Source organism: Pseudomonas putida, from assembly GCF_028682635.1.
Lineage (GTDB): Bacteria > Pseudomonadota > Gammaproteobacteria > Pseudomonadales > Pseudomonadaceae > Aquipseudomonas > Aquipseudomonas putida_AE.
In genome coordinates this window covers 1-13,417 of record NZ_JANHLK010000054.1, presented here as the reverse complement: position 1 = coordinate 13,417, position 13,417 = coordinate 1, and the positions used below count along the sequence as shown (strand labels likewise).

The following is a 13,417-nucleotide window of genomic DNA, read 5'->3' as shown; positions in this document are numbered from 1 at the left end:
AAATTCCAAAACCCCTATCTGCGCATGCAGGTAGGGGTTTTGTCTTTCTGGCTCCTCCCCCTGTAGGAGCAATCTCGCTCCCACATCATTCAAGAGATCCCTACTGCTGGCCGATAACCCAGAAGGTCGCAGCGATGCTCATCACGGTTTCAACAGAAATCCCTTGATGGATGATGGCTAACAGCTATCATCTGCGCGCCATAAAGGGCAGTGAAGCTGATCTTGTTCGTGCATTCGCCTTTCGGTTCTTCTTCTTAAATTGCCTGGAAATCTTGGATGCTGTCGTATCACCAAAAGAGTTTTCTGATCGTCGATGATTTCTCGGATTTCCGCAGTTCGGTCAGGTCGATGCTGCGCGAGCTTGGTGTCAAGGATGTGGACACGGCTGACACTGGCGAACAGGCGCTGAAGATGTGTTCGCAGAAATCCTACGATTTCATCCTGCAGGACTTTCACCTGGGCGATGGCAAGAAGAACGGTCAGCAGGTGCTCGAAGACCTGATGATCGACAAACTGATCAGTCACGAAAGTGTATTCGTGATGGTCACCGCTGAAACCAGCCAGGCCATGGTGCTCAGCGCCCTGGAACACGAACCTGATGCGTACCTGACCAAGCCCTTCAACCGTTCCGGCCTGGCCCAGCGCCTGGAGCGACTGGTGCAGCGCAAGACGTTGCTCAAGCCGATACTGCAGGCCCTGGACCGGGGCAAGCCGGTTGAAGTACTCAATGCCTGTATCGCCTTGTGCAAACAGGACATCCGCTATTCGCCGTTGTGCTTGCGCTACCGCGCCGATGCCCTGCGTGACCTCAATCAGAATGAGGTGCTGGAGCGTCTCTACGATGGCATCATTGCCGATCGACCCTTGCCCTGGGCCTTTGCCGGGCTGGGCAAGTTGCTGTTCAAGCGCGGTCAGGTCACCCAGGCAAAAGCCCTCTACGCAAAAGCGCTGAAAGTGTTCCCGATGATGCCCGCGCTCTATGATGGCATGGCCGAGGTGCTGGTTGCCGAAGGGGATACCAAGGCCGCCCAACGCGTCCTGGAGGAGGCGATTCGCTTGTCACCACTGGCCGTGCGCAGGCAAGCGCAGCTGGGCAAACTGGCCATGACCAATGAAGATTTTGACACGGCGTCCAGAGCCTACCGCCAGGCGGTTGCCCAGGGGGCCCAGTCACGTTTCAAGGATGCGGAAAGCAACCTTGGACTGGCTCACGCATTGATCAGCAAGGGCAGTGAAAAAGGCCTGGATACCCGGACTCGTCTGGAAATCAACACGACCCTGAGTGCTGTGGCCAAGGAAAATCCGTCCGATCCTGGTCTGCAAATCAGGGCGCGATTGATGAAGGCGACCAGTCTGCTGATCAACGACGCCGAAACCGCGGAAAAACTGACCGAACAAGCGATCATGCGGCTCGATGGCATGGAGCAGTTCATGAGTGCCGAAGCGGCGCTGTTGGTGGCCAAACAATTGCAGATGCTGGGTCAGGCGAGTGCGGGCGCTTCGATGTTGAAAAACTGCGCGGAGATCTACGGCGACGATCCTGCGGTGATGAAGGGCATTGCCAAGTTGACCGACGATCCGAGCATCCTCAACTCCGGTAACGTTGCGGCCGATCTCAATCGCCAGGGCGTGCGCGTGTACAAGACCGGTGACCTGGTGCAGGCCCGGGAAATTTTCCGCAAAGCCCTGGCGCTGCAGCCCAAGAACATCAGTATCGCGTTGAACCTCGCGCAAGCGTTGCTGCACGGCACCGATACCACTGTCCCCTCGGCGGAAATGGTGGAATGTCGAGCCTGCCTGAAAATGGTCGGCTTGATGCCGGACACCGACGCGCGTTTTGCGCGTTATAAAAAGCTCAAGAACAAGGCATTTGGCGAATGAACGAGCAGCAACAGGCACTGGATTTCTCGACGGTGATTGCTTCTACCGTACATGACATGAAGAACTCGCTGGCCATGCTGATGCAGGCCCACAGCCAATGCCTGGCGAACTTGCCGGTGTCAGCGCGCCACACCCCGGAGCAGGGTGTGATCGAATTCGAGTTTGCGCACCTCAATGGCATGCTGGTGCAACTGCTGGGCCTGTACAAACTGGGTGTCAACCAGATGCCCCTGCAGCCGGCCTACCACGAACTCGATGACTTCATCGAAGCGCAACTGGCTTGCCATCAAGACGTGTTCGCCAGTCGCGGTATTGCCGCCACCTTTGAAGTCGATCCCTTGAGCCCGCTGGGTTTCTTCGACCGTGAGCTGATCGCTTCGGTACTGGCCAACAGCATCAACAACGCGATCCGTTATGCCCGACATGCGGTGTTGATCAGCGCCAGCGACGAAGCCGGGCAACTGATCTTGACCATCAACGACGACGGTGACGGTTATCCCCCGCAGATGATCGAGCGCCAGGCCGAGTACGTTCAGGGTATCAATCACAGCACTGGCAGCACCGGCCTGGGTCTGTACTTTGCTGGTCGGATCGCCGCGTTGCATCAACGTAACGGCGTAGGCGGACGTACGGAAATCAGCAATGGCGGCCCTCTGGGCGGCGGTGTCTTCAGGCTTTATCTTCCGTAGGAGCTGCCGAAGGCTGCGATCTTTTAAAAAACAGATCAAAAGATCGCAGCCTCCGGCAGCTCCTACATATTTGCGTAACGTGCTTGATATTCTGAACACGCGGAGCCTATTTTGTACGAGTTGCCGCTCGCGGCTCGTATAAAAACAAGGATTGCGTCATGACAACCGATGGCCTGGGTTCACTCGCGCAGCGATTGACCGGCATTGATGAGATCGAATGCGTCACGCCGGATTTGAATGGCGTACCACGGGGCAAGGTGATGACTGCCGAAGGCTTCCTCGAAGGACGCCGTCTGCAGTTGGCACGGGGCGTGATGCTGCAATGCATCATGGGCGGATATCCGCCGGCGCGTTTTTACGGTTGCGATGATGGCGACCTCGCACTGGTCCCGGACCCGGCGCAGATCCACCGCCTGCCCTGGAGCAAACACCCTCGGGCATTGGCCATCTGTGATGCGGACGAATTGACGGGCGAAAGTTCCAGCCTTTCCACACGCGGCCAGCTCAAGGCGGTCATCGCGCGTTACGCGGCCATTGGCCTGGCGCCGGTGGTGGCGACCGAGCTCGAGTTTTTTGTCTTTGCGCCCAATACCGATTCGACCCAGCCGTTCCAGCCACCCACTGGCCTGGACGGTCGTCGCGAGGACGGGCATTCGGCGTTCAGTATCAGTTCCAACAATGGCCTGCGGCCGTTCTTCCGCGAGGTCTATGAATGCATGGCGGCGTTGGGCCTGCCCCGCGATACCTTCATGCACGAGATGGGCGTCAGCCAGTTCGAGATCAACCTGCTGCACGGCGATCCCTTGCTGCTGGCCGACCAGACATTCCTGTTCAAGCATTTGCTCAAGGAAGTCGCGCTCAAGCACGGCCTGATCGCGGTTTGCATGGCCAAGCCACTGGCGCATACGCCCGGCAGTTCGATGCACATTCACCAAAGCATCGTCGAGGTCGCTACGGGTCGGAATGTCTTCACCGACGAAAACGGTCAAGCGAGCGCGACCTTCCGTCATTTCATCGGCGGTCAGCAAGCCGGCATGGCGGATTTCACTGCGCTGTTTGCGCCGAACGTGAATTCGTACCAGCGCTTGTACCATCCCTTCGCATCACCGAATAATGCCTGCTGGTCCCATGACAACCGATCGGCCGGATTGCGTATTCCCGCCAGTTCGCCAGTCGCTCGTCGGGTCGAGAACCGCTTGCCGGGGGCTGACGCCAATCCGTATCTGGCAATTGCAGCGAGCCTGGCGTGCGGCTTGTACGGCATCCAGCACCAGCTGGAACCCGACGAGCCGATCCAGGGGGAGTTCGAGGTGCCGGATAAACTTTCATTACCCTGTACCTTGCATGCAGCGCTCGAGCGTCTGAAACGTAGCCAGTTGGCAATGGAACTGTTCGGCAAGGAGTTCATCGAAGGCTACATCGCTTCGAAGACCATGGAACTGACCAGTTTTCAGGATGAAATCACTCCCTGGGAGCGGCGCGTCCTGGCCGCCCAGGCCTGACGAAATATCGACACCGGGCTATCGTTTGAATAGCCCGTCACTCACTGCAAGGAGCCGCTCGTTGCGCCAAATCTGGAAGTCCTTTCGAGCGCTTTACTTCGCTTCGCTGATGATGTTGATCGGCTCAGGCCTGTTGAGTACTTACCTGGCGTTGCGCCTGGCTGCCGATCATGTCGACAGCCTGTGGGTCGGTGCATTGATGGCCGCCAACTATTTCGGCCTGGTGCTGGGCGGCAAGATCGGCCATCGGTTGATTGCGCGGGTCGGGCATATACGAGCCTACTCGGCCTGTGCCGGGATCGTCGGCGCGGCGGTGCTGGGCCATGGCCTGGTGAACTGGTTGCCGGCGTGGCTGTTCCTGCGGGTGATCGTCGGTCTTGGCATGATGTGCCAGTACATGGTCATCGAGAGCTGGCTGAACGAGCAGGCCGAAGCCAAGCAGCGCGGACTGGTGTTCAGCGGCTACATGATCGCCTCCTACCTGGGGTTGGTGCTGGGTCAGTTGATCCTGGTCATGCACCCGGGGCTGGGCCTGGAACTGTTGATGCTGGTGGCCCTGTGTTTCACCCTCTGTCTGGTACCGGTGGCCCTGACCCGGCGGATTCACCCGGCGCCCTTGCATCCCGCGCCGATGGAGCCGCGGTTCTTTATCAAGCGCGTGCCGCAGTCATTGAGTACCGTCCTGGGGGCAGGGCTGATCGTCGGCTCGTTCTACGGTCTGGCGCCGCTGTACGCCTCTCAGCAAGGGTTGTCGACGGAGCAGGTCGGCCTGTTCATGGGTAGCTGCATTTTTGCCGGGTTGGTGGTGCAGTGGCCGTTGGGATGGTTGTCCGATCGCTATGACCGGGCGCTGTTGATCCGCTGCTTTGCATTCAGCCTGGCGTTGGCCGCCTTGCCGCTGGCGATCATGGAGCGGGTGCCGCTGGAAGTCCTGTTCATCGCCGGGTTCCTCTGTTCGTTGGTGCAGTTCTGCCTCTATCCGTTGGCCGTGGCCTTCTCCAATGACCATGTCGAGGGCGATCGACGGGTATCGCTGACGGCGATGTTGCTGGTGACCTACGGCGTGGGCGCCAGTATCGGGCCGCTGGTGGCGGGTGTGCTGATGAAGTTGTTCGGCAGCCAGATGCTCTATGCGTTCTTCAGTTTCTTTGCGTTGGTGCTGGTGTGGCGAATTCGTCCGAAAGCGGTGACCAACCTGCATCAGGTGGACGACGCACCGCTGCATCACGTCGCCATGCCGGACAGTATGTCGAGTTCGCCACTGGTGGCGGCACTCGATCCGAGGGTGGATGAGCAGGTGGTGCAGGACCAGATGCAGAATCCGATTGCACCAGAGCCTGGTTCCGAACCAGAACCGGAACCGGGAACCGATCAGCCGCCGCAAGAACCGGATTCGGGCAGGGAGCAGAGTTTTACCGAAGCCAGGCCATGACATTCAGGTAAAAAAACGGGCAGTCACCGCAAGGGGCTGCCCGTTTTTGCCTTGAGAGCTTTGTCTCAGAAGTCGTCTTTGTCGAAGCGCCGCGCTTCGCGTTGCAGCTGGTAGACGAAGCGCTCGACCTGACGCTGCACCAGCCCGCTCATGTTGTGGAAGCGAACGCCGGCAAAGGTGGTGTTGATCTTTTCTTCGAAGTGCAGGTAGCGCAGTTCGACCGGCGCGGTCATTTTACCGAAGGGCAGGTCGGCGTTGAATCGGTCGTAGACCTGACCCAGTTGCAGGCTGCCGGTGATGTCGCCCTCGAAGCGCAACTTGCAGCCGGTGGCGGAAATGTCCAGCAGCTTGCCACTGATCGATGCCTTGAGTTTTTCACCGTCCAGATTGACGTTGACCAGTTGGGCCAGTTTCAACGCGGCCCGGAAGGCATTGCGGCGCTGGTGGTAAACGACCTCATCGGGCAGGGTGCCACGGTAGCAACGGCTGCCGTTGGATTCGTCGATGGTCAGCGGGCCATTGCTTTCCCATGCGATGCGCACGCCTTCATGAAATCCTTCGACCTTGAAAGGTTCGCCGGCCAGCAGGAAGCGTTCGCCATCTCGGGGAATCATTTCGTCCAGGGCAATCATGTTGCGTTCGCGGTCCAGGTCCACCAGATAACTCTGGAAGCGCTGGCTGCGCTCGTGGAACGTGATGATCAGCGGGTCATGGCTGTCTAGCAGCTGGCGCAAATTGCCGGAGATTTCCAGGGGCGTGCTGAGCACCTTGGGTGGCTGCGGCGCATCTTCCGCGTTTAAGGCATTGGACACGGTTAATCAATCTCCAGACAAATTTTGACTACGGCGTGCGGCATTTTGCCAGTATGTTTCGCGTCTTGATAGAGCGTGCTTATCGACAGGCTCAAGCCTGACTGAGCGGACGTGGTTTCACAAGCCTGGAGAATGATCCACTGGCGTCATAGAGCGCGGGTTGTTCACCGCCATTAAGGATTCTCAGCTGGGTAGCCGTGGCAGCCTGCTGTGCCAGGATCGATTGTCCATTGTTGGCGTTGGCGGCGTGGCATTGAGCCAGAAGGTCGGTCAACACATCACTTTGCGCCAGCAGCGCTTCGCCAACGCTCGATTGGCTGGCCAGTTGCTCCAGGCCGCTGCGATTGGCTGGCAGGTTGAGACTGGCGAGAAGCTCACTGCGTTTGCGGCCATGCTGTTCGAGCTCGATGATCATTGCCTGCTTCTGCGCCAGAATCTCTTCCAGCAACTGCATGTCGCGGCCATGCAAGGCGAGGGATTCGGTGCGCAGTAACTCCAGCAAGCGTTGCGCTGGAGCAAGGTCGTCGGTGATCAGTTGCAGTAAATTAGTGTCGTGCATGGCTGGCCTTGGGGTTTAAGCGTCCAAAAGCCTGGCGCGGGCCGAGGCTTAGCGCTGGGCTTCGAAGTTGAGCAGTTTGCTGGCTACACGGTTGCTGTCGACTTTATAGCTGCCATCGGCGATGGCTGCTTTCAACTCGGCCACTCGGGACTTGTCGACGGCAGGCTGATCGCGCAGCGTATCTGTGATCTTCTGCAACTGTTGCGCCTCATTGCTCAGATGTACCGATTCGCCGCTTTTGACGGTATTGGCCTGTTCGGCCGGGGTATTGGGCTCGGCAGACTTGCCGGTTTCGGCAGTTTCCTTGGCGGTGGTACGTGTACTGCCCGTGAGTGACGAGGAGCTGTTCAATCGGCTGAAATCGATGACCATGGTAAAAAACCTCTGGGAATTTGGACGCTTGCCATGTTTTCGGCCGTTCCCTGAAAAACTTTAGGCTCATTTATCAAAATGAGCTTGCGCGCGCCAGCGCTTGCCGTGCCTGGCACACAGTTTAGGGAAGCGTCGAGGTCGGCGCCACTTCTTCACCCCCAGTGAGCCCTACATGGACACTTCCACCTGGCCCGGCGCGATGACCTGTGCCTTGATGACCCGTTTGGAATTGAGGTTCTTGACTCGAATCTGTTCGCTCAGGCCGCCACCGGCCAATGCCTCGCCGGGCATGCGCACGCTGAGCGTACCGCTGCGGGCGGTAATCACCACCTGGTCACCCTTGCGTATGACCTCCGCCTGTTCGATGTGCACCAGGCTGATGACCTGATCATTGACCATTGGTCGGGTAAGTCGTTGCCCGATGGCCTGGTCCGCGTCCGTCAGGTAACCCTGGTTGAGCAGGCTGATATCGCGCTCACGCAGCATGACGTCCTGCGGTTCGACAATGCCGGCACGACGCAGGGGCCGGGTGGTGGTGACGACCTCGCGAAACAGGCGTACTTGAGCGGGTACGAACACGGTCCAGGGGGATGTTCCTTCGCAGCGAACCTTGACCGTTACGCGGCCCAAAGGCTTGGCTGGACTCTCCAGGGTGGCTGTCAATTCCTTGTCGCACATGGGCATGCGCAGGCGCGGATCAAGCGGGTTCACCTGGATTTCGTAGCGACCCTGGGTTTGACTCGTCGCCAGATAGTCCTCTACGGTGAATTCAAGAAAGCCCTGGGTGACGCCGATAAGCATGTCAGGCAAGGTAACCGCGTCAGCAAGGGCAGGGCTGCCAGCGTTGAACAGGCAAACAGCCGACAACATCCCGAGCCATTGGCGGCAGGGAGTGGTCAGGCGGCGGAAAAATGTCGGTTCTGTGTTCATGACAGATAAAAAGCAAGCGCCGTGCCGTTTAGTGCAGAAGGCGCGTCGCAACAACACTTGGCGTTGGCGTAGGAGTCAGGCATGGCTGGTGTAATGGATTCGGTAAACCAGCGCACGCAACTGGTGGGGCAGAATCGCCTTGAGTTGCTGTTGTTCCGTCTCGACGGCCAGCAGCTGTATGGGATCAACGTGTTCAAGGTGCGGGAGGTGTTGCAATGCCCCAAGCTGACGTTGATGCCCAAGTCCAGTCCTGTCGTGTGTGGCGTGGCGAATATTCGGGGGGCGACCATTCCGATCCTTGATCTGGCGATGGCGACCGGTTCCGGTGGCTTGAAGGACAAGGGCAACCCTTTCGTGATCATCACGGAGTACAACACCAAGACCCAGGGATTCCTGGTGCGCTCGGTGGAACGTATCGTCAACATGAATTGGGAGGAGATTCATCCGCCACCCAAGGGCACGGGGCGCGATCACTACCTGACGGCGGTGACTCGGGTCGACAACCAGTTGGTCGAAATTATCGACGTCGAGAAGGTGCTGGCAGAAGTAGCGCCGACCCCGGAAGCGATTTCCGCCGGGGTGGTGGATGTCGAGACCCAGCACAAGGCGCTCTCCTTGCGCGTGCTGACGGTCGATGACTCGTCGGTGGCGCGCAAGCAGGTCACCCGTTGCCTGCAAACGGTCGGTGTTGAAGTGGTGGCGTTGAACGACGGCCGGCAAGCGCTGGATTACCTGCGCAAACTGGTCGACGAGGGCAAGCGGCCGGAAGAGGAATTCCTGATGATGATTTCCGACATCGAGATGCCGGAGATGGACGGGTACACCCTCACGGCCGAGATCCGCAACGACCCGCGCATGCAAAAGCTTCATATCATCCTGCATACTTCGTTGTCAGGTGTGTTCAATCAGGCGATGGTGAGGAAGGTCGGTGCCGATGACTTCCTGGCCAAGTTCCGTCCTGATGACCTGGCATCCCGGGTAGTCGACCGGATCAAGGCAGCAGACATCAGCTAGGGGCGTTCGGCCCCCGGCAGTCACACGATTTTAGAGGCGGCAGCATTGTCTACGGGTAATTTGGATTTCGAACAGTTCCGGGTGTTCCTGGAAAAAGCCTGTGGCATTTTGCTCGGTGAAAACAAGCAGTATCTGGTCTCCAGCCGTCTCAACAAACTGATGGAGCAGCAGGGCATCAAGTCCCTGGGTGAACTGGTCCAGCGCATCCAGACCCAGCCGCGCAGCGGATTGCGCGAGATGGTCGTGGATGCGATGACGACCAACGAAACCTTGTGGTTTCGGGACACCTATCCGTTTGAAGTGTTGAAGAACAAGGTGCTGCCTGAAGCGATCAAGGCCAGTCCCGGCCAGCGTCTGCGGATCTGGTCGGCGGCGTGCTCGTCGGGTCAGGAACCGTATTCGCTGTCGATGTCCATTGATGAGTTCGAGCGGTTCAATCCAGGGCAGTTGAGGATGGGCGTGCAGATTGTGGCCACCGACCTGTCGGGCACCATGCTGAACAACTGCAAGACGGGCGAGTACGACAGCCTGGCCATAGGTCGCGGCCTGTCTCCCGAACGCCTGCAGCGTTATTTCGACCCGAAAGGGCCGGGGCGCTGGGCGATCAAGGCGCCAATCAAGAGCCGGGTCGAGTTTCGTTCGTTCAACCTGCTGGACAGCTACGCGAGCCTTGGCAAGTTCGACATCGTGTTCTGTCGCAACGTGCTGATCTACTTCTCCGCCGAAGTGAAGAAGGACATCCTGTTGCGTATTCACAGCACGTTGAAGCCGGGCGGTTATCTGTTCCTCGGTGCTTCAGAAGCGTTGAACGGATTGCCGGATCATTACCAGATGGTCCAGTGCAGCCCGGGGATTATTTACCAGGCGAAATGAATCGTTGGTGTTGCAAAAATAACGGGAGTCCTCAGGGCCTCCCGTTTTTTGTCCCTGATGATTTCTCACAGGCACCGCATGACCTCTGTGGGAGCGAGCTTGCTCGCGATGGCGTCATGTCAGTCGACATCAATGCGAACTGTCACACCGTCATCGCGAGCAAGCTCGCTCCCACAGGGTAGGTTGGCGTCTTCGTAAGCAGAGGCAAGCGGCAGAAAAGCGGCATCCAGCGGAAGCCGGTTGCCGCTTTTCTGTCGTTGCCGCCGGGGCCAATGCCCGCAAAGCCCCGGTTTACGGGGTTTTCTGGATTGGCATGACGCTTGCTATGTCCATCCTACGAAAAATCAGGTCACCCAAAGGTTTCCCGACATGAGCATCAGCTTCGATAAAGCGCTCGGTATTCACGAAAAGGCCCTGGGCTTCCGCGCCCAGCGTGCCGAAGTCCTGGCCAACAACATTGCCAACGCCGACACCCCGAACTACAAGGCGCGGGACCTGGAGTTCTCGAAAGTACTCGAGGCGCAGAACGACAAGGCCAAAAACGGCACCTTCGCCCTGAACATGACCAACAACCGTCATATCGAAGCCCAGGGCCTGGGTAATGGCGACGAGTCGCTGATGTACCGCACGCCGATGCAACCGTCGATCGACCAGAACACCGTGGACGCCCAGCTGGAACAGTCGAACTACGCGGAAAATTCGGTCAACTTCCAGGCCAGCTTCACCCTGCTCAACAGCAAATTCAAAGGGCTGGTGTCAGCCCTGCGCGGAGAGTAAGTCATGTCCCTGTCCAGTGTTTTCAACATTGCCGGTAGCGGAATGAGTGCCCAGACCACGCGCTTGAACACCGTGGCCTCGAACATCGCCAACGCCGAGACGGTCTCCTCGAGCATCGACCAGACCTACCGTGCGCGTCACCCGGTGTTCGCCACCATGTTCCAGGGCGGCCAGGCTGGCGGCAGCGATTCTCTGTTCCAGAACCAGGACGCGGCCGGTCAAGGCGTTCAGGTGCTGGGCGTGGTCGAAGACCAGAGCAACCTTGAAGCACGCTATGAGCCGAACCATCCGGCCGCCGATGCCAAGGGCTATGTCTACTACCCGAACGTCAACGTGGTGGAAGAAATGGCTGACATGATTTCCGCGAGCCGTTCGTTCCAGACCAACGCCGAAATGATGAATACCGCCAAGACCATGATGCAGAAGGTCCTGACCCTCGGTCAGTGATAAGGGGCGACTCAGATGAGTGTTACCGATACCACCAGTGGTTTGAATATCAACGATATCCTGGCCAACTCCGCGGTAAAGACCAAGACAGACGATAGTCTGGCGTCAGCGGCGGGTAGCGCTTCGGGTAAAAAGGCCTTGGGCAAGGATGCGTTCCTGCAATTGCTGGTCACGCAATTGAAAAACCAGAATCCGCTGGAACCGCAGGACAACGGCGAGTTCGTGGCGCAGTTGGCACAATTCAGTAGCCTTGAAGGCATCACCACGCTCAACGGTACCGTGAGCGGCATTGCTGGCGCCTTCGGCTCATCACAGGCATTGCAAGCTTCGTCACTGGTTGGCCGTTCGGTCATTGCGCCGGGCGACAAGGCAGTGGTCGATACAACGAAGGGCATGACCGGGGCGGTCGTGTTGCCTCAATCCGTAGCCTCGGCCACGGTGAAAGTTACCGACAAGGATGGCAAGGTCGTTCGCACTATCGAGCTGACTGATCAGAAGGCCGGCAATGCCAGCTTCACCTGGGATGGCAAGGACGATGCCGGTAACGTGGCCCCGGTGGGGACTTACACCTTTGCCGCAGCGACCACCATCGATGAACAGAGCGTTGCGCTGATCACCAACCTGCCAGCAACCGTCACCAGCGTGACTCTCAGCCAGACCGGCGGTGAATTGATGCTCAATCTGGCTGGGCTGGGCAGTATCGCCCTGTCCAAAGTGCAAACCATTGGTATATAGAGCCGACTAACCCGGCACAACGGAGTGGACTATGTCTTTCAACATCGGCCTTAGCGGTCTCTATGCCGCCAACAAGCAACTGGACGTAACCGGCAACAACATCGCCAACGTCGCAACCGTCGGATTCAAATCGTCCCGTGCGGAATTTTCGGACGTGTACTCGTCCACCAAATTGGGCACAGGTAACAAGACCGTCGGCAGCGGTGTGCGCCTGGCCAACGTTTCCCAGCAATTTACCCAGGGCGATGTCAGCAGCGGCACTGGCAGCGTGCTGGACGTGGGCATCAATGGTTCGGGCTTTTTCGTACTGAACAACAACGGTTCGTTATCCTATACCCGTGCCGGTACGTTCAAGGTCGACAAGGACGGCTACGTCACCAACACCGATTATTCGGCGCGAGTGCAGGGTTACGGTGTGGATGCCGACGGCAAGATCATCAACGGCGTGTTGACCGACCTGCGTATCGATACGTCGAACCTGGCGCCGAAAGCCACCACGACCGTATCGTCGACGATCAACTTGAACTCTACGTCCGATGTGATCGACGTCGTGGCAAACCCGTTCGACCCGAGCAAGACGGCATCCTACAGCAAGCAGTTCACTACCCCGGTTTTCGACACCCAGGGCAACCAGCATTCGATGGACCAGTACATGGTCAAGACTGGTCCGAATACCTGGAGCACCTACACCCTGATTGATGGTCGAAATCCTGATGGCAGCGACCCGAAGACGACCCCTCCGGTGACTTCCGTCATGGCGTTCGATACCAGCGGCAAGCTGGTTTCGGTTACCACTCCGGGTACTCCTCCAGTCGTCAGCCCTGATCTGAAGATCACCAACTGGGTTCCGGGCAAAGTGACCAATGGTGTCTGGGCAGCCAACGGCGCATCCGCCGACCCGGCGGGCCTGACCATCGCCATGGGCAGCACCTCCCAGTTCAACGCCGATACCGCGCGTTCCATTCCGGCACAAAACGGCTACGCCACTGGCGAGATCACCAACCTGACCATCGACGGCAGCGGCGTCATGCTGGCCAACTTCAGTAACTACCAGACCAAGCCGATCGGTCAGTTCGCATTGGCCAGTTTCACCAACGAGCAAGGTCTGCAGCCAGTGGGCGGCTCCAGTTGGAAAGAAACCTACAGTTCGGGTATTCCGGGCTACGATGCTCCGCAAACCGGGAGTTTGGGTGAAATCCACTCCAACTCCCTGGAGGAGTCCAACGTCAACGTGACCAACGAACTGGTCGACCTGATCAAGGCGCAGAGCAACTACCAGGCGAACGCCAAGACCATCTCGACCCAGAGCACCATCATGCAGACCATCATTCAGATGGCTTGATGCGGGTTGGTTGAAAGCCTGCACAAGGAGCCCCTCGCAAGAGGGGTTTTTT

General features: G+C 58.4%; 14 protein-coding genes. 10 read left to right on the top strand and 4 right to left on the bottom strand.

Annotated elements, in window-relative coordinates:
• Positions 1–276: 276 nt before the first annotated feature.
• From NPS56_RS30600 to NPS56_RS30585, 4 genes are all read left to right on the top strand, one after another.
• Positions 277–1,881: a response regulator gene (locus tag NPS56_RS30600; RefSeq protein WP_274078112.1), complete on the top strand. Its 1,605-nt coding sequence runs from the start codon at positions 277–279 to the stop codon at positions 1,879–1,881.
• Positions 1,878–2,570 carry a sensor histidine kinase gene (locus NPS56_RS30595; protein ID WP_274078111.1) on the top strand — a complete coding sequence of 231 codons (693 nt, stop codon included), beginning with the start codon at positions 1,878–1,880 and terminating at the stop codon, positions 2,568–2,570. The genes NPS56_RS30600 and NPS56_RS30595 overlap by 4 nt, the downstream gene beginning before the upstream one ends.
• 260 nt (positions 2,571–2,830) lie before the next feature.
• Entirely contained in the window at positions 2,831–4,072 is a 1,242-nt protein-coding gene (locus NPS56_RS30590; protein ID WP_274078113.1) for a glutamine synthetase family protein, read from the top strand.
• A 61-nt stretch (positions 4,073–4,133) separates the two neighbouring features.
• Positions 4,134–5,504, top strand: a complete 1,371-nt coding sequence (locus tag NPS56_RS30585; protein ID WP_274078110.1) for an MFS transporter — start codon at positions 4,134–4,136, stop codon at positions 5,502–5,504.
• 65 nt (positions 5,505–5,569) lie between these two features.
• Here NPS56_RS30585 and NPS56_RS30580 read toward each other — a convergent pair whose 3' ends face one another.
• The 4 genes from NPS56_RS30580 to flgA form a co-directional block, all read right to left on the bottom strand.
• Positions 5,570–6,316: a flagellar brake protein gene (locus NPS56_RS30580; protein ID WP_274078109.1), complete on the bottom strand. Its 747-nt coding sequence runs from the start codon at positions 6,314–6,316 to the stop codon at positions 5,570–5,572.
• Positions 6,317–6,407: 91 nt separating this feature from the next.
• The gene (locus NPS56_RS30575) at positions 6,408–6,875 is read right to left on the bottom strand and encodes a flagella synthesis protein FlgN (protein ID WP_274078108.1); all 468 of its coding nucleotides are present in this window, start codon (positions 6,873–6,875) and stop codon (positions 6,408–6,410) included.
• A gap of 48 nt (positions 6,876–6,923) precedes the next feature.
• Positions 6,924–7,247 carry a flagellar biosynthesis anti-sigma factor FlgM gene (gene flgM, locus NPS56_RS30570; protein WP_274078107.1) on the bottom strand — a complete coding sequence of 108 codons (324 nt, stop codon included), beginning with the start codon at positions 7,245–7,247 and terminating at the stop codon, positions 6,924–6,926.
• A 168-nt stretch (positions 7,248–7,415) separates the two neighbouring features.
• A complete protein-coding gene (gene flgA, locus NPS56_RS30565) occupies positions 7,416–8,177 on the bottom strand; it encodes a flagellar basal body P-ring formation chaperone FlgA (protein WP_274078106.1) in 762 nt (253 codons plus the stop codon).
• A gap of 81 nt (positions 8,178–8,258) precedes the next feature.
• Here flgA and NPS56_RS30560 point away from each other — a divergent pair, with 81 nt between their 5' ends.
• From NPS56_RS30560 to flgE, 6 genes are all read left to right on the top strand, one after another.
• Positions 8,259–9,191: a chemotaxis protein CheV gene (locus NPS56_RS30560; protein WP_274078105.1), complete on the top strand. Its 933-nt coding sequence runs from the start codon at positions 8,259–8,261 to the stop codon at positions 9,189–9,191.
• Between the two features lie 45 nt (positions 9,192–9,236).
• Entirely contained in the window at positions 9,237–10,064 is an 828-nt protein-coding gene (gene cheR, locus NPS56_RS30555) for a protein-glutamate O-methyltransferase CheR (RefSeq protein WP_046817752.1), read from the top strand.
• Positions 10,065–10,433: 369 nt separating this feature from the next.
• Positions 10,434–10,841 carry a flagellar basal body rod protein FlgB gene (flgB, locus tag NPS56_RS30550; protein WP_274078104.1) on the top strand — a complete coding sequence of 136 codons (408 nt, stop codon included), beginning with the start codon at positions 10,434–10,436 and terminating at the stop codon, positions 10,839–10,841.
• A 3-nt stretch (positions 10,842–10,844) separates the two neighbouring features.
• A complete protein-coding gene (flgC, locus tag NPS56_RS30545; protein WP_042607186.1) occupies positions 10,845–11,288 on the top strand; it encodes a flagellar basal body rod protein FlgC in 444 nt (147 codons plus the stop codon).
• A 15-nt stretch (positions 11,289–11,303) separates the two neighbouring features.
• Complete coding sequence (gene flgD / locus NPS56_RS30540; protein WP_274078103.1) at positions 11,304–12,023, top strand: flagellar hook assembly protein FlgD; 720 nt, start codon at positions 11,304–11,306, stop codon at positions 12,021–12,023.
• Positions 12,024–12,054: 31 nt separating this feature from the next.
• Positions 12,055–13,365, top strand: a complete 1,311-nt coding sequence (gene flgE, locus NPS56_RS30535) for a flagellar hook protein FlgE (RefSeq protein ID WP_274078102.1) — start codon at positions 12,055–12,057, stop codon at positions 13,363–13,365.
• The last annotated feature ends 52 nt before the right edge of the window (positions 13,366–13,417 follow it).